We start from the raw sequence: 23,513 nt of genomic DNA, 5'->3' as shown, positions 1-23,513 counted from the left end.
TTAATGAGCGACTACAAACATACTTTGAATTTACCGGAAACAGCGTTTCCAATGCGCGGCAATTTGGCACAACGTGAACCAAAGATGCTTAAGACATGGTATGAAGACGATCTTTACGGTCAAATTCGCAGCGCTAAAAAAGGTAAAAAAACCTTCATTTTGCATGACGGTCCTCCGTATGCAAACGGTGATATCCATTTAGGCCACTCGGTAAACAAAATTCTTAAAGATATTATTGTTAAGTCAAAAACTTTGTCTGACTTCGACGCACCTTACGTACCAGGTTGGGACTGTCACGGTTTACCAATTGAATTAATGGTTGAAAAGAAAGTAGGCAAGCCAGGCGTTAAGGTGTCTGCTGCGGAGTTCCGTGAAAAATGTCGCGCATACGCAAAAAAACAAGTCGAAGGTCAAAAAACAGACTTTAAACGTCTTGGTGTATTTGGTGACTGGGACAAGCCTTACTTAACAATGAACTTTGACTTTGAAGCGAATGCAATTCGCGTACTTGGTAGCATCATTAAAAATGGTCACCTACACAAAGGTGCTAAGCCTGTTCACTGGTGTACAGATTGTGGTTCAGCACTTGCTGAAGCGGAAGTTGAATACCAAGATAAACAGTCTCCAGCAATCGATGTGCGTTTTCAGTTTGCTGATCAAGATGCTGTAATCAATGCGTTTGAACTTGCTGAAGGCCATGAAGGTACAGGTGCAGTTAGTACAGTGATCTGGACAACAACACCTTGGACATTACCAGCAAACCGTGCAGTAGCGGTTCACGAAAAACTTGAATATGCTCTTGTTCAAATTGATGATGAAGGTGCACAGCAACGTCTAATTTTAGGTTCTGAGCTAGTTAAAGATGCTATGGACCGTTACGGCTTCAAGCATTACCACGTACTCGGTTATGTAAAAGGTGCTGCACTTGAGAACTTACAGGTTGCTCACCCATTCTATGACTTCACAGTGCCTGTGATTGTTGCTGATCACGTAACGACTGATTCTGGTACTGGTGTTGTTCATACTGCACCTGGTCACGGTCAAGAGGATTTCGCGGCAGGTCTTGCTTATGGTTTAGAAGTGGCTAACCCAGTTGGTGCTAACGGTGTTTACTTACCTGACACACCAATGTTTGCAGGTCAGCACGTATTTAAAGCGAATGCGAGCGTTATTGACGTATTAACTGAAAACAATGCGTTATTGCATCATCATGCACTTACGCACAGCTACCCACATTGCTGGCGTCATAAAACTCCTATTATCTTCCGTGCTACGCCACAGTGGTTCGTAAGTATGGACCAAGCTAACCTTCGTCAAGATTCATTAAGCGAAATCAAAAAGACTGAGTGGTTACCTGAGTGGGGCGAGAGCCGCATTGCAAACATGGTTGAAGGCCGTCCTGATTGGTGTATTTCACGTCAACGTACATGGGGTGTGCCAATTGCATTATTCGTTGATAAAGACACTGGTGCGCTTCATCCGAATACCGAAGAGCTAATTGAAGAAGCTGCGAAGCTGGTTGAAAAATCAGGTATTCAAGCTTGGTATGACTTAGATCCAGCAACCTTACTTGGCGATGACGCTGAGCAATACATGAAAGTACAAGATACGCTAGATGTATGGTTTGACTCAGGTGTGACTCACGCATGTGTGGTTGATGCACGTGAAGATTTAACCGGTCCTGCTGATCTTTACTTAGAAGGTTCTGATCAACACCGTGGTTGGTTTATGTCGTCAATGATGACATCGGTTGCTATTAATGGTCATGCGCCATATAAGCAAGTGCTAACACATGGTTTCACGGTTGATGAAAATGGCCGCAAGATGTCTAAATCATTAGGCAACGTAATTTCGCCACAAAACGTGATGAACAAACTAGGTGCTGACATCTTACGTTTATGGGTTGCATCAACTGATTTTACAGCTGAAATGACTGTATCTGATGAAATCTTTAAGCGTTCAGCAGACCGTTACCGTCGTATTCGTAACACTAGCCGTTACTTACTTGCGAACTTAAATGGATTTGATCCAAAAACGGATCAAGTTGCTATTGAAGACATGGTTGAGCTTGACCGTTGGATTGTGGGTCGTGCAGCTGAGCTTCAAGATGAGATTTTAGCGGCTTATGACAAGTACCAAATGCTGCTTGTAACGCAAAAATTAATGAACTTCTGTACAGGTGAGCTTGGTTCTTTCTACCTAGACGTAATCAAAGATCGTCAATATACAGCGAAAAGTGACAGCCACGCACGTCGTTCATGTCAAACTGCACTTTATCACATTGCCGAAGCAATGACGCGTTGGATGGCACCGATCTTAAGCTTCACCGCGCAAGAAATTTGGGAAGCATTACCAGGTGAACGTGACAAGTTTGTATTCACTTCAGTATGGTACGATGGCTTGCAAGCCTCTTCACAAGGTAAATTCAGCAACGATGATTGGTTAACAATCCTTAACGTGCGTGATGAAGTAAACCGTGTACTAGAAGCAGCTCGTAAAGAAGAAGTTATTGGTGCAACTCTACAAGCAAACGTAAACATTTATGCAGGTGAAGAGCTAAGCGCGAAATTAGCTGCATTAGGTGATGAACTGCGCTTTGTACTATTAACGTCAGGCGTAACCGTTGAAACTGTAACAGCACAGCCAGAAGATACGCAAGCTACAGAAATTGATGGCTTATACATTAAAGTTGCTGCAACAACCGCTGAAAAATGTGAGCGTTGTTGGCACTACTGTGATGATGTAGGTGCTGATCCTGCTCACCCTGAGATCTGTGGCCGTTGTGTAAGCAATGTTGATGGCGATGGTGAACAGCGTCAGTTCGCATAGGAGTTGTTTGTGAGCAAACTAGCCGGAAAAAGTGGCTTGGTTTGGTTATGGCTTAGTCTACTACTTTTGGTAGTAGACTATGCGACAAAATCACTTGTCGTTAGTACCATGGCCTACGAAGACTCGATTGATATTCTGCCATTTTTTAATTTCACTTATGTACATAATTATGGTGCAGCCTTCAGCTTTTTAAGTGATTCAGGTGGCTGGCAGCGTTGGTTCTTTAGTCTAATTGCAGTGTCGATTAGTGTACTTTTAGTGTGGTGGTTGAAACGCTTGCCAGCGTCTAACAAAGTATTATGTTCTGCTTATGCGTTAGTATTAGCCGGTGCAATTGGCAACTTATACGACCGCATCGCTTATGGCTATGTCATTGACTTCCTGCATGTATATTACGAAAACTGGCACTTTCCTGTTTTCAATATTGCCGATTGTGCGATTTGTATCGGTGCCGCATTACTTTTATTTGATGCCTTCACAGGCGAAAGTCCTAAGGAGCAACAAGCATGAGCCAAGCTGTAATTGGTGAAAACTCTGAAGTGATCTTTCATTTCTCAATTAAGTTAGAAGATGGCTCTGCAGCCGACTCAACTAAAGTACATAATAAACCTGCAAAATTGCGAATGGGTGATGGCAGCCTGACAGCAAATTTTGAAAAGTGTTTACTTGGTTTAGCTGCTGGTGACAGTAAGTCATTTGCATTAGAGCCAGAAGATGCATTTGGTCAGCCAAATCCAGATAACATTTATTATGTTGATCGCAGTAAGTTTGGTGCAGATACTCCAGCTGAAGTAGGTAATATTATTGCCTTTACTCAACCTGATGGCACTGAGCTTCCGGGTCTTGTTCGTGAAGTTCAAGGTGACTCAGTCACGATTGACTTCAACCACCCTCTTGCAGGGCAGCGCTTAACCTTTGAAGTTGATATTTTAGAGGTAACAGGTTAATGGACATTTTATTAGCGAATCCACGTGGCTTTTGCGCAGGTGTAGACCGTGCAATTAGCATTGTGGAGCGTGCACTGGATATCTTTGAAAAGCCAATTTATGTGCGCCATGAAGTCGTTCACAACCGATATGTTGTTGATGGCTTAAAAAATCGCGGTGCTGTGTTTGTTGAAGAGCTAGATCAGGTTCCTGACGATAGCATTGTTATCTTCAGTGCGCATGGTGTATCGCAAGCTGTTCGTAGTGAAGCAAAACGTCGCGACCTTAAAGTGTTCGATGCCACTTGCCCACTGGTAACAAAGGTGCATATGGAAGTAACACGCGCAAGTCGTAAAGGTACTGAGTGCGTGTTAATTGGTCACCATGGTCATCCTGAAGTAGAAGGCACAATGGGGCAGTACGACAACGAAGCGGGTGGTATTTACTTAGTAGAAACCCCTGAAGATGTTGCTGGCCTAACGGTTAAAAACCCTGAAAACCTGTTTTACTGTAGCCAAACGACGTTATCTGTAGATGATACGGCAGATGTAATTGATGCACTTCGTACTAAGTTTCCGGCAATTGATGGCCCGCGTAAAGATGACATTTGTTATGCTACGCAGAACCGTCAAGATGCAGTCCGTGACTTAGCAGATAAAGTGGATGTGCTGCTTGTAGTAGGGGCTAAAAATAGCTCTAACTCAAATCGTTTACGAGAACTTGCTGACAAAATGGGCACCACTGCTTATTTAATTGATGATGCGAGTAATGTTGAAGCGGATTGGTTCAACAGTGTCAATGCAGTGGGTGTGACTGCAGGTGCATCTGCACCAGAAGTTTTAGTTCAACAAGTAATTGCTCGTCTAAAAGAATTGGGTGGCAATCAAGTTGTTGAAAATCCTGGTGAAGAAGAGAACATAGTATTTGCCGTTCCTGTTGAGCTACGCTAATCTAAGCAAATAGTAGTCAACAGTTAAAAGAGGAGCCCATGAGCAAACAGCCAAATTCAAACGGCTTGCTGATTGCGGCTCTTTTTCAATCTCGTGGTGTCCTTGCCACACTGATCGTCAGCCAAGTCATTGCTATTTTACTCGCCTTCTCACCCATGAGTTTAGGTGATGTTTGGTTACGCCTTGCTATATTTAGCTGCTTTTTACATCTAATCTTCCTTTCTAGCTTGTCGTTACTGTATGTGTGCCGAGCCTTACTTACAGAGCTGTCACATTCAAAGCAGTTATTCATTCTGATATCCACTTTACTGGCATTAACGTCTGTTTTTAGTTGGCTGTTTTTGTCAGTGTTTTCAGATGTGTTCGCTATGGAGTCGAGGGCTAACTTTATTGTCAGCAATTTACTGATCATATTTTTGGTAACGGCGCTATTCAGCCAATTTTTGCTTATTCATAATCAAAAAGAGCAGCAAACTAAAGCGTTAGCGCAGGCTGAGCTTGATGCTTTACAAGCAAGAATACGCCCTCACTTTTTGTTTAATAGTTTGAACACTGCTGCTGAGCTGACACATTATGATGCTGACGCGGCTGAACAAGCAATTTTAGCGCTGGCGGCGCTGTCACAGGCCGCTATGCGCAGTGGTAAAGCCATAAAGCTTGTTGACGAAATTACTTTGTGCCAACAGTATGTAGCCCTTGAGCGTTGGCGCTATGACGAACGCCTAGCATTAAGCTGGCAATTACCTGACGAGTTGCCAGACATTGATATTCCGTGTTTAACAATACAGCCAATTATTGAAAATGCGGTATTTTATGGCGTCGAGCCCGCAGAGCTGGGCAATATTTCTGTTGAAATGCATCAATCGGATAAAGCTTATACCTTTATCATAACGAATCCTGTAGCTGCAGAAGTGAATAACTCACGAACAGGAAATGGGATGGCACTGGATAATATCCGCCAACGTTTGGCGCTTTTCTATCAACAAAAAGCACAGCTGACGACCACAATTCGTGATGATGTATTTAGAGTGAAGCTGGTAATACCAAAGCAGAGGGATGCATGATAAAAGTTTTGATTGCTGATGATGAACCACTAGCAAGGGCACGTATAAAACGTTTATTAGCTGCAAATGAGGGTTGCACTATTGTTGGTGAAGCAAGTAATGGTGAGCAAGCAATTGAACTTTGTAAGCAGCTCCAGCCCGATTTAGTAATGCTTGATATTAATATGCCTAAGCAGTCTGGCCTTGAAGTGGCCGCAGAGCTAAAACAGTTTTCGATCCCGCCTGCAGTTATGTTTTTAACGGCCCATTCAGAGCACGCATTAACTGCATTTGAGCTCGCTGTTGATGGCTATTTAGTTAAACCTGTTTCTGAGCAGGCATTAACCAAAGCAATGACGCAACTGAGTAAATTAAACCGTACTCAAGTAACTGCCCCCGAAAATAACTACATTAGTTATCAACTTGCAGGTGTAATACGACGAGTTAATGTAGATGATGTGGTTTGCTGTATCGCAGAGCAAAAATATACTCGAGTAGTGTTTTTTGGAGGTGAGGCACTTGTTGAGCAAAGTTTAAAGCAACTAGAGCAAACCTATCCGCTGCAGCTACTTAGAGTTCACCGTAATACACTTGTGAATAAGCAACATATTGTTAGCCTTAATAGCCCATCTTCAGGTGGGCATACAGTTACGATGAAGCAGTATGAAGAGCCTTTGGCAGTTAGTCGTCGAGAGCTTAAAAATGTTAAAGCTGTAATGGGTAAATAATAACAATCTTCATTGCAGCATCTTATCTTCAATAATTACTTTCTTTAGTAGTCATTATCTAACTTTGAGCAAAGTTTAAGTACCGTTTATCGCGCATTTTGACCGCTCGTCCATATACAGATTGTTATTTATTTGTGCCGTAATATTCTTACGGTATGTAAAAGTATCTATGAACTTCATCATGATTAAACATTCTGAGCAGCAAGGCTTTACGCTTATTGAAGTGCTTATTGCCTTTGTTATTTTAAGCTTTGGTTTATTAGGCGCTGTGGCCCTGCAAGCAAAAGCGAAGCAGGCAAGCTTTGATTCTATGCAGCGTGCAGCTGCTGTAGCACTTGGTAATGACATTATCCAGCGTATGCGAGCGAACGACTCACCTGGCTTTGCAGCGTTATATAATGGCACTTTCGATAGTGATACAGCTCTAAATACGAGTTTGAGTTGCTATAACTCAGCATGTAGTGCTCAGCAATTGGCAGAATTAGATAAACAACAGTGGGTGCGTGCAATTCAGGCTCGTGAAAACACCGGCGCTTTAGACGATGCAACTGTGTGCATTAGTAGTACTCCCGTTGCTGCAGGCAATGCCAGCGAATTCAATATTGAGGTTGTGATTAGTTGGCAAGGACGTCAAGAACTTAGTGCTAATAAAGATACAGCTGCAATTGATTGTGGTTCTAAAGGCGATAAGCGACGTTTGATTGTTCTACAAAGCTATATTTATTTAAGGTCTTGATATGAAAAAGCATAATGGATTTACTCTCGTCGAGATGATGGTTGCTTTATTCATCGGAGGTGTGGTGCTCGGCGGGGTGATGTTTACCTATATAAGCATGAAATCAACAACTCGTGACACGATGACAATTGGTGAGCTACAAGAAACTGGTAGACTGGCTATGAATATCATGCAACGTGATATTGAACAGATTGGTTTTTGGGGCACGTTTTATGAAGACTCATTTTCGGATGCAAATACAAACAGTTTAGGAAATCCCGGTAATGATTGTTCAGAAGGCCTTAATAATGGCAGCTTTCCAGATACAGCTGCAACCAGTAACTTTCGCTCCGTTTATGCAGTGCAAACAACCGGTAACTCAGCCCTTGGATGTATAAACAATGTTGAGAAAAATACAGATGTACTGCAAATTAAGTTTTTAGAAGGCTTACAAATTCAACCTGTCGATACTAGCGATAACTATTACTATTTTATTGCCGAGCAAGAGCTTGCTGAATTTCAGCGCGGCCCAATCGCGGCAGCAGCTGTAAATGGTAATGCTACGATTTGGCGTTATCGACATCATGTTTATTACATAGCAAAGCAAACCTACACCATTAATGACCAAAGAGTGTCTGTTCCTTTACTTAGACGTAAACGCTTAACTCCTTCTGGGGGCATGACAACTGAAACGGTTATGGAAGGGGTAGAAAATATGCACTTTGTGTTTGGTCTTGATACTACAAATAACAGTCGTGTTGATACATATAAAAGTATCAGCCAGATGACCAACACTGATTGGGAAAATCGCCGTGGTATTTTGACAGTGCAAGTATTCTTACTTGTGAGATCGCTTTTACCAGATTCAAACCTTAAGTTGAAAAATCAAACTTATACATTGGGTGAAGACGCAAATAGCCGCGTTCTTACATTTGATGATAACTACCGACGCGCACTATTTACGACCACTATCCGCTTGAACAATGTTGGGGCAAACTTATGGCGCATTTAACTATGATGCATAAGCAACAAGGTGTTGTATTAATCGTTGCTTTGATCATGGTTATTGCGATAACCGGTATTGCTGTGACTTTGATGAGCAGCAGTAGTGTAGATATTAAAATCACAAATGCCGCTCAAGAGAGAGAAGCGGCAGAGAATGAATTAATTGGTGATGTACAAAACGTCATTGCTAATGAAGCAAAAAAATTAGGTAACAGCCGGTTTTTCTTTAGTAGAGGGCAAGTTCCTAAAACAGGCCTCGATCTAGGTAATACAAATGACACATCTAATACCATGTTTAACAAAAATGAAGGCCCTATGGCTTTAAGGTGCCCAAGACGTTTTGATGATACTGCAGGCTTAAGATGCAATATGGTTGAGATTAATTCAGTGATTGAATATGGCTCTAAAAGTAAGCATAACCTCACTATTACAACAGGGATTGCTCAAGAAATGCTGAGCTTAAATAGTGGAAATTAATGGAGTAAGGCGAGTATGAAAATGAAGTTAAACAGCCTATTTTTTATTTTTGCATGTGTATTTTGCAAAAACCTTTATGCTGAAGATATAGATCTATATGTAAATTATGACGTAGCGGAAGACGAAAAATTACGGGTCTTACTTGTTTTTGATACATCAAATAGCATGGCATTCTCTATAGAAACGGGCAAAGCCTGTAGAGATAAAGGAAAACTAATACTATGCCCTGAAGGAAGTCGTTTAGAAGTCGCACAGGAGGCGATGATTAAATTAATCAATGACAATACTGATATTGAGTTTGGTTTAATGCGGCTTATTAAAGGTACTGGTGGTTATATTGTCCATGGGATTGGAACAAATCATAATGCGATTAAAAATACTCTCAGAAATTGGGACATCACTGATCTAGAATTAGGAACCCCATTAGTTGAAACTATTACTGAAACATGGCGATACTTAATAGGAGATGACCTTTTTTTCGCGAATCTGGTTGAACCAGCTAAAAGAGATAGTTCAACAGAATCAAATGGTAAGTATATTTCTCCTTTCAAGCAGAACTCAGGTGATCCAGTACGATGCGATAATAGCGTAAATATTATATTGATGACAGACGGTGAACCTTACTATGATGTCGGTCAGGATAAATATATAGAAAACTTATATAAAAGTATTTATGGCACTTCACCTAAAAAAGTGGGTAATAGTCATTTACCCTCAATGGCAACAATTCTTCATGGTAAAGAGAAAGAAAATAGGGATATATACCCTGAAACAAGTGTTGTAGATGGCGCAAATGTTTACACGATTGGTTTTGGTAAAGGCTTAGTTAAAAACGCAGGAGACATTTTACAGGCGACTGCTGATAATGGTGGGGGTAGTTATATTTTCGCAGAGTCTGCAAAAGCGCTAAGTGATGCATTTGATGATGTTCTTACCGATATCAGAGAGGTCAACTCAACTTTTTCTTCGCCATCGGTAGCATCAAATAATTCAGATAAATTATCACATCGTGATGCAGTTTATTTTCCTATGTTTTTACCTTCAAACGATGCTCGGTGGCGAGGGAATCTTAAAAAGCTAAAAGTATCTGGTGGTGTCGTAGTTGATGCCAACCTTGCCTCCGCCCTTGGTAATGACGGGGCGATTTTATCAACAGCAAAAACGTATTGGCAATCCAACAGCAATCTCATTGCTGATGGTGGATATGTTGAGAAAGGCGGTGTAAATGCTTATCTAGCTGAACAATCGAGTATTCCAAATAAAGGCCGGAAAGTGATCACAAACTTATCTGGTGGTCGAATGCTCAACTTTACGGCTTACAGAGTCATAATCCATTATGGAAATCGATTTAAGGCTGCAGTTGATTTTGATTCAGACCCCGATGAAGTCTTTGATCTTATAAACTGGTCTCGTGGACTTGATGTTGATGATGAAGATCAGGACGGCTCAACGGACGATTCTCGCCATGATATTTTTGGTGATGTACTGCACTCTAAGCCTGTTACGATTGATTATGGCTACAATGATGTTCGTATTCTTATTGGTACTAATGCGGGCTATTTACATATGTTTAGGGACAGAAACGATGTATTAAGTGAAAGCTGGGCATTTATGCCTGCGGAACTGTACTCAATTATTAAGCCATTACGCGATAAAAAGTTACACACAAAAGTGTATGGAGTGGATGGCCCTATAACCGTTTATTTTGATGATAAAAACGAAGACGGCATCGTTAATAATGATGACAGGGTATGGGCATTTTTCGGATTACGTCGAGGTGGTAGTAGCTATTACGGTTTAGATATAACTAACCCTAATTCACCTTCTTTGATGTGGGGAGGGCCATTAAAAAGTGGTGATGGAAAATTTTTAGAATTAGCACAAACATGGTCTAAACCTCAAATTACATTTATCAACCTTAAAGGCTATGAAGATAGACCGCTATTGGTTTTTGGTGCTGGCTACGACACGAATAAAGATAATTCAATCTCAACAGATTCTAAAGGGCGAGGCTTATACATTGTTGATGCAGAAACTGGAAAACAAGTTTGGGCGTTAACAAACTCAGAAGGTGGCTTTAAAGGGCAGCACAGTATAGCGTCAGACATACATTTACTCGATTCTGATTACGATGGTTACACTGACAGATTGTATGCAAGTGATACTGGTGGTGGGATCTGGAGAGTTGACTTAGCAACAAACAACAAAAAAAATTGGACGCACTTTCAACTTGCAAAATTAGGCAATAATAACCGCCGCTTTTTTTATGAGCCATATGTTTCAAGGACTCTGTTCAGTAAAGTAACAGAAACAACACTTGATGGTGAAACAACTTACTCAAGAATTGATACCCCATTTGATGCTGTACTTATAGGTAGTGGTGATCGCACAGATCCATTGAATTTAAAAGTCGCTGATAAGCTCTATATGATTCGAGATGTAAACACCGTAACTCGAAGTTTTGAAGAAGATGAAATTCCAAGTTTAATTTGGCAATCAGATTTAATGAATGTAAATAGTGACCCATTTGCCAAAGTTACTGACAGTTTGAAAGACTTTGTTGAATTAGAAGCTGATTTAGCTGAAAAAGATGGTTGGTTTTATAATTTAGGGTGGGGTGAAAAGGCAACTTCTAAGGCTACCGTGTTAGGGGGCGTTGCTTATTTTACTACATATAAACCAGATACCAGTTCTTCATCGGATTCACAGTGCTCAATTGCAGAAGGGCAAGGTTATCTTTATGCATTTCATCTTCACTATGGGACCAAAGTGTATGATTGGTTAAGAACCCCAACAGCGGCAGAGTTACCAGATACACCAACCATGTATGTTGAAGATGGTGAAGTGTATATATTTCCATTACCAAATAAAGACCCAAATTGTACTGAAAACTGTGAGAAAATTGAAGCTAAAGTAGTTAATGGGCCTACCCCTAGCGTTGATGAAAATGGCAATGTTCAGCTTTATGATGAGGAACCACTTAAATTAGAAGTTCATCAAAGTTATATTTATAAGCAAGAAAGAAATGATAATAGCTTATGATTAAACTGTTTGTTGCTTAATTTTTATATTTAATTTTTCTTTATTAAAACTGTGTTTTCAACCCGGAATTTTTTCTGGGTTGAATGCTTTTTATAATCACTTTTTCATTGCTAATTATCTAACTTTATAATCTATCACAGCAACTTTGTACTGAAAGGTTTACACTTAACTTGTTGTAATATCGCTCTTTTTTTAATTTAGCTTTAGGCAGTTTGTAACATTTTAAATTGATTGGAATTTTCTTTTTTTACCTTTCTATATTTTCTTGAATTAAATCTTTAAATTTTTTAATAAATAACTGGAATGATATTGTGTATTTATTATAATACTAATTAGTTAGCATTAATAGGTTGTGTTTTTGGAATTTAAAAACACTTTTTACCTGATTTTTCTGACTTAGATACTACTAGGCTAAATGTAGATGAAATATCAACACGAAGGTTTGCTATGAAAAACTTTTCAATTAATCGAAATAGAAAATACAGTGTTCCTAATATACGCAAACAACAAGGCATAGTGCTTATTATTGCTTTGATTATGGTCGTTGCTGTGACAGGTATAGCTGTGACTTTAATGAATAGCAGCAGTGTAGATATAAAAATTACAAATTCAGCTCAAGAGCGTGAGACTGCTGAAAATAGCTTAATTGGTACTGTGCAAAAAGTTATCGCAAATGAAGCAGCAGCAGGTGGCAATAGTGCTTTTTTAATGAAGGCATCTGAAATACCTGAGGGCGGTTTTGGTATGGATGATATGGATGGCGCATCTAATACTATGACAAATCTAAATAATGGTGCGCTAGATTTACCATGCCCACGTAAATTTAACTTTACCGCCGGTGTGTCATGTAACATGGTCCAAGTAGATACCACTATTACTTATGGCACTAAGAGTAAACATACCTTAACGATCAGCACAGGCGTTGCCCAAGAAATGGCTAGCCTCAATACCGGTGGTTAGTGGAGAAAAGTGATGAATTTAGAAAAAATAACTCAACGTATACTGCTAACTTCTTTAGCAGTGTTTAGTTTTTTGGGTCACGCTGAAGATATTGAATTATATGTCAATCACAATGCCAATCTAGATGAAAAACCTCGGGTTCTTATTGTTTTTGATACCTCAGGTAGTATGGCTTTTTCAACTAGTTCAGGTAACAGTTGTGGCTTCTCAAATGGTTTATACATTCCATGTTCAGATAGCCGTTTAGGCGTTGCGCAAGATGCTATTACTAAACTGGTTGATGGTAACGATGATATTGATTTTGGTTTAATGCGTTTTAACAGTACTAATGGTGGCTATGTACTTGCAGGCATTGGTTCAGATATATCAGCCTTAAAGACCACAATTGCAGGGCTGCCAGCCGATGGCGGTACACCACTGACCGAAACACTCTGGGAAGCATATCTTTATATAACAGGGCAAAGTCTCTTCTACGGCGAAAAAGTTAATGCCGCACTACGTGATACGTCCATCGAGAAGACCGAAACAAGTACATATATGGAGGAGGTATGTGAATGGCGCTATAACAGGGGGTGGAGGTATGTTTGTTGGGATGAGCCTCGCATTGCTTATAACAGCTCATATATTTCACCGTTTGATAATTCAGAAGAAGTAAAGCGCTGTGATAACTCAGTTAACATTATCTATATGACAGACGGTGACCCATCAGCTGGCTCTGATAATGAACAAGACTCTAATATTAGCGCGTTACACAAGTCGTATTTTGGTAGTTATTTAAGTGATAGCGATAAAATTGCCGGAGTGTATTTACACAAGCTCGCAAAAGTTATTCACGGTACTGATGATGTTGAAGTTGATTTAAGGCCAACGACGACAGACATTCACGAAACAGGTCGTGTCTATACCATAGGTTTTGGCTCTGGCATGAGTGATAATGGTAAGCGCTTACTATCAGAAACAGCAGCTGAAGGTGGCGGTAAGTACCTACATGCCAATACTGCAGAGCAACTTTCTGAAGCCCTTAAAAATACGATTACTCAAATTCGAGAAGTGAACGATACTTTCACGGCACCATCTATAGCAAGTAACAACGTTGACCAAACACGCAGCCGCGAATCAATCTATTATGCGATGTTTTATCCTAAAACAGGGGCTCGTTGGCGCGGAAATCTGAAAAAGCTAAAAGTATCTGGCGATCAAATTATCGATAAAGATGGTAAATCTGCCTTAAATGAAGATGGTTTAATCGATAAAGACGCTAAAACTTTTTGGCTGCCTAGCGGTGAAAGCGCTGATGGTAATTCAGTTGAGCTAGGTGGTGTAAATCTGTATTTGTCTAACTCTTCTAGCGTGCCGAATGAAGGGCGTAAAGTACTAACAAATGTAAATGGTCGCATGCTTAACTTTACCCGCTATCGTGTTGTATTCCATTATGGAACTATAGACAAGGCTGCTGTTGATTTCGAAGCTGATCCGGATGAAGTTGAAGACCTTATTAATTGGTCAAGAGGCCTAGATATTGATGATGAAGACAAAGATGGATCGACAACGGATTCACGTAAAGACATCTTTGGTGATCCACTTCATTCAAAACCTGTAACAATTGATTATGGTAATGATGATATCCGAGTTTTAATAGGCACTAATGCCGGTTACTTGCACATGTTCCAAGATAAAAATGATGTGCTAAGTGAAAGCTGGGCGTTTATCCCTAGAAGCTTGTATAAAATAATAAAGCCACTTCGTGATAACCAAGCAGATACCAAGGTTTATGGTGTTGACGGGCCAATCTCTGTATTTTTTGATGATAAAAATAGTGATGGCATCGTAAATGGATCAGACCGTGTTTGGGCATTCTTTGGTCTAAGGCGCGGTGGTAATTACTACTACGGACTCGACATAACTAACCCAGACTCGCCAAGTTTACTGTGGGATCAACCAATTGTAGGTGGCACAGGTGACTTTAAAGAATTAGGGCAAACTTGGTCTAAACCTACAGTGACGTATGTGAATCTAGATGGTTATAAAGACAGGCCCGTGCTTATTTTTGGTGCGGGTTACGATACAAACAAAGACAATGTTATTCGTACAGATGATACCCATGGACGTGGTATTTTTATTGTTGACGCGCAAACGGGCAAAAAAGTTTGGGCATTAACGCCGAGTGAGAATGGCTTTTTAGGTAAGCATAGTATTGCGTCAGATATTAGTATCTTAGATTCTGACTATGATGGTTATATTGACAGGCTATATGCAACAGACACAGGCGGTGATGTGTGGCGTGTTGATATGCCTTCTGATAGTCCCACAGATTCAGAAAACCCATGGACACATTTTAAATTAGCAAGCTTAGGCAGTGCACTTTCAACCCAAGATCGCCGCTTTTTCTATAAGCCTTTGATTGCAAGAACTATGTTCAGCAAAGTATCAGAAACATCTGTTAATGGTGAAACAGTAACTACACGAATTGATACGCCATTTGATGCTGTGCTAATAGGTAGTGGCAACCGCTCTAAACCAACGGGTACTGTTACCAATGATCAACTGTTTATGATCCGTGATATCAATACGGTAACTCAGCCATTCCTTGGTAGTGATGTACCCGCAGCAATTACACAAGCAGACTTGATGAATATGGATTCTGATCCATTTGGAAATGCACTGGACGACGTTGATAAATTTACTGACTTAGAAATTGAGTTAGGTGAGTATCACGGTTGGTATTACAATTTAGCTTCTGCAGGTGAAAAATCCCTTGCAGCAAGTACAGTTATCGGTGGTGTCGCTTATTTCACAACCTACACACCAGCTTCATCTACAGAAACAGCGAATCAGTGTTCACTAACTGGTGGTTCAGGAAGTTTATACGCTTTCCACTTACATTACGGTACAAAAGTGTATGACAGCTTGAAATTCACTACCTCGAATGATGTTCCTGATACTCCTCAACTTTATTTTGGTGTAGGTGACAGCTGTGTTGATGGTAATAGCGATGGTTATTGTGATGACAACACAGATGAAAAGGTTAAAGAGCAAAGCCAGTTTTTAACCATTGGTCCAGGTATAAAAGGTGAGCAAAATCCAATGAAAGTACAGGAGATCCAAGGCCCAGGTTTAGTTATTGAAGATGGTAAAATTAAACTTGTTAGTGATGCGGTGCCTATTGGTTTTGGCTTTAAAACACAACAAACTTTCATTTATAAGCAAGAGCGAAACGATAATAGCCAATAAAGCAACTAAGTGAATGCTCTGCCTTACATGTTTAGGCAGAGCATATGGTAGCTATTTAAGTACCCGCCTTAATTGCATAATTATTGTCAGCCATCTAAGATAAGAAAAAATAGAGGTAATTCCTCTAAAAACAGTTATATAGGTTTTAAAAAAATGAACTTTATAAGAACAAAGAGTCATAATGGTTTTACGCTAATCGAGCTGATGATTACTGTAGCTATCTTAGGGATTATCGCGAGTATTGCTATTCCTAGCTATTTTGAGCATGTAAAACGTACCGCTCGAACTGAGGCAATTACTGCGTTATTAGATGCAGCTAATAAACAAGAGCAATACTTTGTCGATAACCGAGAATATACAAGCACAATTGCTGATTTAGGTGTTTCTACGACAACAGAAAGTAACTTTTATACCATTAGTGTTAAAGTAGATAATGATGCAGGTACATTTACATTTAAGGCAACACCTAAATCTGGCCCACCATTACAAGATGCTGAATGTGAAACATTGTCTATTTCTGATACAGGTTTAAAAACGTCAACAGGTTCTGCTGACTCAAGCACCTGTTGGGGTAAATAAGTTTTATTAATTATCAGTTTGGCATCTATCTGTATCAATTAATCTAACTCGGCCTATCGGGCTGACTCTAATTGCAAGCCCTTTGAGGCTTGCTTTACTATATTCTGGGCAGTAGATAAAAGTACCATTGCCTAATCCCATCGGCATACCCGCTGGACTAAACGTAACTGCACGACGCTGGTACGTCAGCATGTCAAACTTACTTATAGCTTCGATTTCCATTAGTTTAGTATCACCACTTTCAAATACACCTAGCACGCCTCTGTCTACAAAAACGGTTAACGATTTGTGCCATATAGCTTTGTTGCATCTGTTGTGTTTTAAGGCGCAGAAGGTGACATAGGCATCATTTGTTTGCGCTTTTAGGCGAGTAAACTGCAGCGCTCTTTTCACCGTTTGCATGTTGCTTTCTAAACGGTTTGTTGCCAGAAGTGGCTTATATTCAAATAAAGCGATATGCAGCAGGAGTGATAAAATTGATAGCACTACGAGGCTTTCAATTAACGTCGCTCCATTGAGGCTGCGCAGAGTTGTAAATGCCTTCATCCTTGAAGACTCCAAAATTGCGACTGTTTATTTAACTATAATTCGAGAGTGTGGGCTGTCAATTTACCAAGCTTAATTACAGACATCTGTCGTAGTACCAATATATAAAGCAGTCCCTGAGGTAGATACTTCTAGTTGTTTGTTATTATCGTCATTAGCTTTTGAAGGGCAGTAAGTGAATTTTCCAGGGTTTGACGTGAGCATCCCGCTGGTATCAAAAATAATTGAATTATCACCAGTGAAATTTAACTGACTGTTCTCAGGAATTTCTTCCATGACTCTTAAAATGATATCGCCATCGTCCGGGTTGTAAACACCATTTTGGTTTGAATCAAAAAATACAAATACGCTGCCGTTATTCCAATTGTCAAAGCATTGATTGGTTGAATTATTTTCGATATTGCCTGTATTACCACTACAAACAACAATAATTGCATCACTACTTGTTGCTTTTGCGCGAGCAAAACTAAGTGTGCGTTTTAACTCTAATAAATAGCTCTCAGCTCGATCATTTTCAAGCATCTCTGAGCTATCCCATAGTGCTATTAGAGCAACAATACCCACAATGGCAAGCGTGACCATCAGCTCTAATAATGTAAAACCCCGTTGTAATGATTTCATTGTTGTCTCTATTTTGAATCACTTTGTTTAATAATATCATGATTGCTGATTTAATCACCGTAATTCATAGCTTTGTTTGCCATCAGCAATGGGATTGTCTAAAATCGAGGCAATCGAGAAATAATAAGTAACCCGAAAATGAAAAAAATCGAAGCAATTATTAAACCATTTAAGCTTGATGATGTACGCGAAGCATTATCAGATGTGGGCATCACAGGTATGACGGTAAGCGAAGTAAAAGGTTTTGGCCGTCAAAAAGGACACACCGAGCTTTATCGCGGTGCTGAGTATATGGTGGACTTTTTACCTAAGGTTAAACTAGATATCGTATTAAGCGACGAAGATGTTGACCGTGCTATCGATGTTATCGTTAAAACATCGCAAACAGGTAAAATTGGTGACGGTAAAATCTTTGTCACTGACGTTGAGCGTGTCGTACGTATTCGTACCGCTGAAGAAGATGAAGACGCGATTTAATTCCAACTGAAACTCGCACCTTGGGGTGGTTTGGGTATATTCGATCGCAAACATTAAAAAAGGCGCCTAAGGCGCCTTTTTGCTTTAGTCTGTTTTAACGCTTGTTAGCTTCTCGCGTTGCTTTAGCGTGTTCACTTAGCTCAGGTAAGCCAAGTTTGTTGTAGCTTTTTTCCATGATCTCTAGTGCTTGATCAAGGTAGCTGCTTTGTGAGTAGTGCTCAACCACATATTTACCACGGTTTGCAGCAGCAAGGTATGCCTCACGCTCATAGTAGTATTCAGCAACTTTTAACTCGTAGCGTGCCATTTTATTCAGTAGCCACACTAAACGTTTTTTCGCTTCTGGTGCGTAGGCACTGTTAGGAAAACGTTTTAAAAGCGTTGATAAATCAGTAAATGCGACACGAGTACGGTTTGCATCTCTGTCGGCACGGTCTACACCAAAATATTCTTGAAATGCGTTTTCATCCGCTTTGATATTCACCAAGCCACGCATGTAGTACATGTAGTCTAAGTCTTTGTGGTTTGGGTTTAAACGAATAAAACGGTCGATAGTTGCGAGTGCTTGTTCAGTATTACCTGCTTGATAATGCGCAAACACTAAGTCCATTTGTACTTGTTTTGATAGAGGACCAAAAGGGTAGCGAGAATCAATAGCACTTAATAGCTCAATTGCACGAGCGTATAAGCCAGAATCTAATGTTTGTTTTGCATCTTCATATAAAGCTTGCGCAGATTTATTAGGAACGCGTTGGATATCTTCTTGATCTGGTGCTGATGAACAGGCACCTAAGCCAAGTACAGATACTGAAAAAACTATGGCGAACGCACGTTTCCCTATTTTATTTATCATTTTATTTCTTACCTTCGATGTCTTCGGCTAGGCCAAGTGAGGAAAACCGAGTAAACTATACGTATTATATTAAAGCGATTCTAACCCAGTCGAGCACAGCTTGCACTGGTAAATTGGGTAAAGTTACTAATGTCAGAGCAAATTTCTCTCCAAGCCGAGGTTCCAATTGACCTTGGCGGTAAACGTCTAGACCAAGTATTAGCGCAATTGTTCCCTGATTATTCTCGTTCACGTATAAAAACGTGGATTTTGGATGATAAAATCACTGTAAACGGCGAAATATTAAACACACCGCGCGAAAAACTACTCGGTGGCGAAGTGGTGAGTGTAGAAACAACCATCGAAGCCCCTCGTGAATACGAGGCACAAAATATCAAATTAAACATCGTTTATGAAGACGATGATATTTTGGTGATCAATAAACCTATGGGATTAGTTGTACATCCTGGTGCGGGTAACCCAGATGGCACGGTATTAAATGCTTTGCTACATCATTACCCTGATATCATTAATGTGCCTCGTGCGGGTATTGTGCATCGCCTTGATAAAGACACCACTGGTTTAATGGTGGTGGCGAAAACAATTCCGGCACAAACTCATTTAGTTTCTGCTTTACAAAAGCGTGAAAACTTCACCCGTGAATACGAAGCAATTTGTAATGGCACAATGACAGCGGGTGGCATGGTTGAAAAACCAATTGGTCGACATGCAACAAAACGTACTCACATGGCCGTGCATGAAATGGGCAAACCAGCTGTGACGCATTATCGTGTTGCAGAAAAATTCCGTGCACATACACGCTTACGTTTACGCCTAGAAACAGGCCGTACTCACCAAATTCGTGTACACATGGCTTATTTAAACCATCCATTAGTTGGCGATCAACTGTATGGTGGTCGTCCGCGCCCGCCAAAAGGTGCTACACCTGAGCTGTTTCAAATGCTACGCGACTTTAAACGCCAAGCATTACATGCTGTTAAGCTATCAATTGCGCACCCAATCACTGGTGAACTAATGACTTGGCAAGCGCCAATTCCAGATGATATGGCTGCTATGACAGAAGCATTACGCGCTGATACTAAAGCAAACCCAAATATCGAGTTTTAAGCGTTATGATCACACCAGCATGGACTGCCCCAAACTCTGTTAGCGCGCTGAGTACCACCCGACAGGGCGGTGTTTCGGTTGCACCCTTTGATAGTTTTAATGTGGGTTTACATGTTGGTGATGATGAGCAAGCCGTGCTTGCAAATCGCGCGTTACTTACAAATCAGCTGCCTAATCCTGCTGTGTGGTTAAACCAAACACATAGCAGCGATGTAGTCGTAATTGATGAGCAGTCTGATTTAAGCGAACTACGCTCTGCTGATGCGCTTTACACCCGTTTAATAAAGCAGCCGCTGGCGATAATGACCGCAGACTGTTTACCAGTATTGCTTTGCTCGAGTTCTGGGGATGAAGTCGCTGCTGTCCATGGTGGCTGGCGTGGTTTAGCGCAAGGTATATTGGCAAACACGGTTTCGCACTTTCAAGCGCCAGCAAGCGATATTATTGCTTGGTTAGGCCCAGCCATCGGTCCTTTACAATTTGAAGTTGGGCAAGAAGTTAAAGTGTGTTTTTGCTCACAAAACCCAGAGCATCAACAAGCTTTTACAGCCAAGCACGAAAAATACATGGCTGATATCTACTTACTAGCACGCCAGCAATTGGCACAATTAGGTGTGGTCAAAATGTATGGTGGTGAGCACTGCACCGTCACTGAAAAGTCACTGTTTTTCTCTTATCGCCGCGATGGACAAACAGGCCGTATGGCTAGCTTGATCTGGCGCAATTAATACGCCTTTTTTGCGATTAAATTTTCTTCTTTTACTTGAACAAATCACTAAGCATACCCATTAATTAAGCAATTAGATTTTTTAATAGGTAAACCCTTATGCGTTTAGATAGATTTACAAGTAAATTTCAATCTGCGCTTTCAGATGCGCAGTCATTAGCACTTGGGCGCGATCATCAATTTATTGAGCCTGTGCATTTAATGTATTCATTGCTTCAGCAAAATGGTTCAAGTGTGCGTGCGTTACTTGCACAAGCAGGCGTCAGTGCTGATGAGTTAAACACCAAGTTATCCCAAGAAATCGAGAAACTGTTTAAAGTTGAAGGTATTGGTGGCGATGTTCAGCTGTCAAATAACCTGATTTCATTAATTAACTTATGCGATAAATATGCTCAAAAACGAAAAGATAAATTCATTTCGAGTGAGTTGTTTGTTCTTGCCGCGTGTGATGATAAAGGTCCATTAGGTGACATTTTTAAAGCGCTGAATATTACTTCTAGCAAGATCGAATCTGCAATTGAAGCCATTCGTGGTGGCCAAAAAGTAGAAGACCCAAATGCTGAAGAAACTCGTCAGGCATTAAAAAAATTCACCATCGATTTAACTGAGCGAGCAGAGCAAGGTAAGCTTGACCCTGTCATTGGTCGTGATGACGAAATTCGTCGTACTATCCAAGTATTACAACGCCGTACTAAAAATAATCCGGTGTTAATTGGTGAGCCGGGTGTAGGTAAAACAGCGATTGCTGAGGGCCTTGCACAACGTATTATCAATGGTGAAGTACCTGAAGGCTTAAAAAACAAGCGAGTATTATCGCTCGATTTAGGTGCTTTGGTTGCTGGCGCAAAATACCGTGGTGAATTTGAAGAGCGTTTAAAATCAGTATTGAATGAACTTGCCAAAGAAGAAGGCCAAGTCATCCTCTTTATTGATGAAATCCATACTATGGTAGGCGCAGGTAAAACAGACGGCGCAATGGATGCAGGTAATATGCTAAAACCAGCACTTGCCCGTGGTGAGTTACATTGCGTGGGAGCTACAACCCTTGATGAGTATCGTCAATACATTGAAAAAGATGCGGCACTTGAGCGTCGTTTCCAAAAGGTATTTGTTGATGAACCATCGGTTGAAGACACCATTGCGATTTTACGTGGTTTAAAAGAGCGTTATGAGCTGCATCACTCAGTTGATATTACCGATCCGGCCATTGTTGCTGCGGCGCAGCTTTCGCATCGTTACATTAGCGATCGGCAATTACCAGATAAGGCAATAGATTTAATTGACGAAGCAGGTTCTTCAATTCGTTTGCAAATTGACTCAAAACCAGAGTCTTTAGATAAGCTAGAGCGTCGTATTATTCAGTTAAAACTGGAAGATAACGCGTTGGCGAAAGAAAAAGACGAAGCAAGTCAAAAGCGCCGCACTGAAATGCAAGAACTGATCACTGAACTTGAAGCGCAATACCGCGAACTAGATGAAGTGTGGAATGCTGAGAAGGCCTCACTGCAAGGCACGCAAGTTATCAAAGCAGAACTTGAGCAGGCACGTCTTGATTTAGATGTGGCACGCCGTGCCAGCGATTTACAGCGTATGTCTGAACTGCAATATGGTCGTATCCCTGAACTTGAGCGCAAACTCGACCTTGCTTCACAAGCTGAAATGCAAGAAATGAGCTTGCTTAAAAACCAAGTAGGTGAAGACGAAATCGCTGAGATTTTATCGCGTTGGACAGGTATTCCGGTATCGAAAATGCTGCAAGGTGAACGTGAAAAGCTTCTGCAAATGGAAGATCAATTACACCACAAAGTGATTGGTCAAGATGAAGCCGTTGTAGCTGTTGCGAATGCAATTCGTCGCTCTCGCGCAGGACTTGCTGATCCAAATCGCCCAATCGGTTCATTCCTATTCTTAGGCCCGACAGGGGTAGGTAAAACTGAGCTGACCAAAGCACTAGCCAGTTTCATGTTTGACACTGAAGATGCCATGGTGCGCATTGATATGTCGGAGTTTATGGAGAAACACTCGGTGGCACGTTTAGTCGGTGCACCTCCGGGTTATGTTGGCTATGAAGAGGGTGGCTATTTAACTGAAGCGGTACGCCGTCGTCCGTATTCCGTCATTTTATTGGATGAAGTCGAAAAAGCGCACCCTGATGTATTTAACATCTTACTGCAAGTGCTTGATGATGGCCGCTTAACGGATGGTCAGGGCCGTACCGTTGATTTTAAAAATACGGTGATCATCATGACCTCTAACTTGGGTTCAGATATTATCCAAGAGCAAGCAGGTTCAAATGATTATGCGACGTTAAAAGAAAAAGTGATGGGCGTATTAGTCAGTCAGTTCCGTCCTGAATTTATTAACCGAATCGACGAAACCGTGGTATTCCATCCACTTGCTAATGAGCACATTAAGGAAATTGCTGACATTCAGTTAAGTAAGCTACGTGAGCGATTAACTGAAAAAGGCTACATTCTTGAAGTTACGGATGCAGCTTTAGACCGCATCGCTGAAAGTGGTTTTGATCCTGTGTATGGGGCAAGGCCTTTAAAACGTGCTATTCAACATACCATTGAAAACCCATTAGCACAGCGCCTGCTCGGTGGCGATTACCAACCAGGTGCCATCATCCATATTGATGCTGATGAGAATGGACTTGTTTTCTCAAGTCGTTAATTAGCCCTAAAAACAAAAGCC

20 protein-coding genes are annotated in these 23,513 nt (G+C 40.8%); 17 read left to right on the top strand and 3 right to left on the bottom strand.

Going from position 1 to position 23,513, the window contains the following annotated elements:
- The first annotated feature begins 3 nt into the window (after positions 1-3).
- From ileS to HUS61_RS04600, 13 genes are all read left to right on the top strand, one after another.
- Positions 4-2,829: an isoleucine--tRNA ligase gene (gene ileS, locus HUS61_RS04660; protein WP_175082047.1), complete on the top strand. Its 2,826-nt coding sequence runs from the start codon at positions 4-6 to the stop codon at positions 2,827-2,829.
- Positions 2,830-2,838: 9 nt separating this feature from the next.
- Positions 2,839-3,339, top strand: a complete 501-nt coding sequence (gene lspA, locus HUS61_RS04655) for a signal peptidase II (protein WP_175082048.1) — start codon at positions 2,839-2,841, stop codon at positions 3,337-3,339.
- Positions 3,336-3,776, top strand: a complete 441-nt coding sequence (fkpB, locus tag HUS61_RS04650; protein ID WP_055020954.1) for an FKBP-type peptidyl-prolyl cis-trans isomerase — start codon at positions 3,336-3,338, stop codon at positions 3,774-3,776. The genes lspA and fkpB overlap by 4 nt, the downstream gene beginning before the upstream one ends.
- Entirely contained in the window at positions 3,776-4,705 is a 930-nt protein-coding gene (gene ispH / locus HUS61_RS04645) for a 4-hydroxy-3-methylbut-2-enyl diphosphate reductase (protein WP_062564284.1), read from the top strand. The genes fkpB and ispH overlap by 1 nt, the downstream gene beginning before the upstream one ends.
- Positions 4,706-4,743: 38 nt before the next feature.
- A complete protein-coding gene (locus HUS61_RS04640; RefSeq protein ID WP_175082049.1) occupies positions 4,744-5,769 on the top strand; it encodes a sensor histidine kinase in 1,026 nt (341 codons plus the stop codon).
- Positions 5,766-6,476 carry a LytTR family DNA-binding domain-containing protein gene (locus tag HUS61_RS04635; RefSeq protein ID WP_181447710.1) on the top strand — a complete coding sequence of 237 codons (711 nt, stop codon included), beginning with the start codon at positions 5,766-5,768 and terminating at the stop codon, positions 6,474-6,476. The genes HUS61_RS04640 and HUS61_RS04635 overlap by 4 nt, the downstream gene beginning before the upstream one ends.
- Positions 6,477-6,657: 181 nt before the next feature.
- Positions 6,658-7,212 carry a type IV pilus modification protein PilV gene (gene pilV / locus HUS61_RS04630; protein ID WP_062564361.1) on the top strand — a complete coding sequence of 185 codons (555 nt, stop codon included), beginning with the start codon at positions 6,658-6,660 and terminating at the stop codon, positions 7,210-7,212.
- Between the two features lies 1 nt (position 7,213).
- Complete coding sequence (locus tag HUS61_RS04625) at positions 7,214-8,203, top strand: PilW family protein (RefSeq protein ID WP_062564286.1); 990 nt, start codon at positions 7,214-7,216, stop codon at positions 8,201-8,203.
- Positions 8,191-8,673 carry a pilus assembly protein PilX gene (locus HUS61_RS04620; protein WP_175082050.1) on the top strand — a complete coding sequence of 161 codons (483 nt, stop codon included), beginning with the start codon at positions 8,191-8,193 and terminating at the stop codon, positions 8,671-8,673. The genes HUS61_RS04625 and HUS61_RS04620 overlap by 13 nt, the downstream gene beginning before the upstream one ends.
- Before the next feature lie 15 nt (positions 8,674-8,688).
- Positions 8,689-11,715: a PilC/PilY family type IV pilus protein gene (locus HUS61_RS04615; protein WP_258535967.1), complete on the top strand. Its 3,027-nt coding sequence runs from the start codon at positions 8,689-8,691 to the stop codon at positions 11,713-11,715.
- 447 nt (positions 11,716-12,162) lie between these two features.
- Positions 12,163-12,675 carry a pilus assembly protein PilX gene (locus HUS61_RS04610; RefSeq protein WP_175080204.1) on the top strand — a complete coding sequence of 171 codons (513 nt, stop codon included), beginning with the start codon at positions 12,163-12,165 and terminating at the stop codon, positions 12,673-12,675.
- A 12-nt stretch (positions 12,676-12,687) separates the two neighbouring features.
- Entirely contained in the window at positions 12,688-15,906 is a 3,219-nt protein-coding gene (locus tag HUS61_RS04605; protein WP_175082051.1) for a pilus assembly protein, read from the top strand.
- A 153-nt stretch (positions 15,907-16,059) separates the two neighbouring features.
- Positions 16,060-16,485: a type IV pilin protein gene (locus HUS61_RS04600; protein WP_175082052.1), complete on the top strand. Its 426-nt coding sequence runs from the start codon at positions 16,060-16,062 to the stop codon at positions 16,483-16,485.
- 6 nt (positions 16,486-16,491) lie between these two features.
- On the opposite strand, the gene HUS61_RS04595 is transcribed toward HUS61_RS04600, so the two are convergent.
- Positions 16,492-17,031 (bottom strand): GspH/FimT family protein, encoded by a 540-nt coding sequence (locus tag HUS61_RS04595; RefSeq protein WP_175082053.1) that lies wholly within the window; start codon positions 17,029-17,031, stop codon positions 16,492-16,494.
- A gap of 72 nt (positions 17,032-17,103) precedes the next feature.
- Positions 17,104-17,652, bottom strand: coding sequence for a GspH/FimT family pseudopilin (locus HUS61_RS04590; RefSeq protein ID WP_175082054.1), 549 nt, complete (start codon positions 17,650-17,652; stop codon positions 17,104-17,106).
- A gap of 138 nt (positions 17,653-17,790) precedes the next feature.
- On the opposite strand from HUS61_RS04590, the gene HUS61_RS04585 reads away from it, so the two are divergent.
- A complete protein-coding gene (locus HUS61_RS04585; protein ID WP_054551748.1) occupies positions 17,791-18,129 on the top strand; it encodes a P-II family nitrogen regulator in 339 nt (112 codons plus the stop codon).
- 94 nt (positions 18,130-18,223) lie between these two features.
- Here HUS61_RS04585 and HUS61_RS04580 read toward each other — a convergent pair whose 3' ends face one another.
- On the bottom strand, positions 18,224-18,982 hold the full coding sequence (locus HUS61_RS04580; RefSeq protein WP_054561898.1) for an outer membrane protein assembly factor BamD: 759 nt from the start codon (positions 18,980-18,982) through the stop codon (positions 18,224-18,226).
- A gap of 129 nt (positions 18,983-19,111) precedes the next feature.
- Between HUS61_RS04580 and rluD the strand changes: the two genes are divergently transcribed.
- From rluD to clpB, 3 genes are all read left to right on the top strand, one after another.
- Positions 19,112-20,089 carry a 23S rRNA pseudouridine(1911/1915/1917) synthase RluD gene (gene rluD, locus HUS61_RS04575; RefSeq protein ID WP_058585463.1) on the top strand — a complete coding sequence of 326 codons (978 nt, stop codon included), beginning with the start codon at positions 19,112-19,114 and terminating at the stop codon, positions 20,087-20,089.
- Positions 20,090-20,094: 5 nt separating this feature from the next.
- Positions 20,095-20,817 (top strand): peptidoglycan editing factor PgeF, encoded by a 723-nt coding sequence (gene pgeF / locus HUS61_RS04570; RefSeq protein ID WP_175082055.1) that lies wholly within the window; start codon positions 20,095-20,097, stop codon positions 20,815-20,817.
- A gap of 98 nt (positions 20,818-20,915) precedes the next feature.
- Complete coding sequence (gene clpB / locus HUS61_RS04565) at positions 20,916-23,492, top strand: ATP-dependent chaperone ClpB (protein WP_063530032.1); 2,577 nt, start codon at positions 20,916-20,918, stop codon at positions 23,490-23,492.
- Positions 23,493-23,513 lie beyond the last annotated feature (21 nt).

The sequence above is a fragment of the Pseudoalteromonas sp. 0802 genome, from assembly GCF_013350085.1.
Taxonomy (GTDB): Bacteria; Pseudomonadota; Gammaproteobacteria; order Enterobacterales; family Alteromonadaceae; genus Pseudoalteromonas.
The sequence above is the reverse complement of the archived record's forward strand: the minus strand, read 5'-3'. Positions and strand labels throughout refer to the sequence as shown.

Coding starts and splice junctions, on each gene's coding strand:
- HUS61_RS04635 (WP_181447710.1), top strand. CDS start 5,766: ATGATAAAAGTTTTGATTGCTGATGATGAACCACTAGCAAGGGCACGT.
- HUS61_RS04590 (WP_175082054.1), bottom strand. CDS start 17,652: ATGAAATCATTACAACGGGGTTTTACATTATTAGAGCTGATGGTCACG.
- rluD (WP_058585463.1), top strand. CDS start 19,112: ATGTCAGAGCAAATTTCTCTCCAAGCCGAGGTTCCAATTGACCTTGGC.
- HUS61_RS04610 (WP_175080204.1), top strand. CDS start 12,163: ATGAAAAACTTTTCAATTAATCGAAATAGAAAATACAGTGTTCCTAAT.
- HUS61_RS04640 (WP_175082049.1), top strand. CDS start 4,744: ATGAGCAAACAGCCAAATTCAAACGGCTTGCTGATTGCGGCTCTTTTT.
- HUS61_RS04620 (WP_175082050.1), top strand. CDS start 8,191: ATGGCGCATTTAACTATGATGCATAAGCAACAAGGTGTTGTATTAATC.
- HUS61_RS04595 (WP_175082053.1), bottom strand. CDS start 17,031: ATGAAGGCATTTACAACTCTGCGCAGCCTCAATGGAGCGACGTTAATT.
- HUS61_RS04585 (WP_054551748.1), top strand. CDS start 17,791: ATGAAAAAAATCGAAGCAATTATTAAACCATTTAAGCTTGATGATGTA.
- fkpB (WP_055020954.1), top strand. CDS start 3,336: ATGAGCCAAGCTGTAATTGGTGAAAACTCTGAAGTGATCTTTCATTTC.
- HUS61_RS04625 (WP_062564286.1), top strand. CDS start 7,214: ATGAAAAAGCATAATGGATTTACTCTCGTCGAGATGATGGTTGCTTTA.
- HUS61_RS04615 (WP_258535967.1), top strand. CDS start 8,689: ATGAAAATGAAGTTAAACAGCCTATTTTTTATTTTTGCATGTGTATTT.
- ispH (WP_062564284.1), top strand. CDS start 3,776: ATGGACATTTTATTAGCGAATCCACGTGGCTTTTGCGCAGGTGTAGAC.
- HUS61_RS04600 (WP_175082052.1), top strand. CDS start 16,060: ATGAACTTTATAAGAACAAAGAGTCATAATGGTTTTACGCTAATCGAG.
- HUS61_RS04580 (WP_054561898.1), bottom strand. CDS start 18,982: ATGATAAATAAAATAGGGAAACGTGCGTTCGCCATAGTTTTTTCAGTA.
- pilV (WP_062564361.1), top strand. CDS start 6,658: ATGATTAAACATTCTGAGCAGCAAGGCTTTACGCTTATTGAAGTGCTT.
- HUS61_RS04605 (WP_175082051.1), top strand. CDS start 12,688: ATGAATTTAGAAAAAATAACTCAACGTATACTGCTAACTTCTTTAGCA.
- pgeF (WP_175082055.1), top strand. CDS start 20,095: ATGATCACACCAGCATGGACTGCCCCAAACTCTGTTAGCGCGCTGAGT.
- ileS (WP_175082047.1), top strand. CDS start 4: ATGAGCGACTACAAACATACTTTGAATTTACCGGAAACAGCGTTTCCA.
- clpB (WP_063530032.1), top strand. CDS start 20,916: ATGCGTTTAGATAGATTTACAAGTAAATTTCAATCTGCGCTTTCAGAT.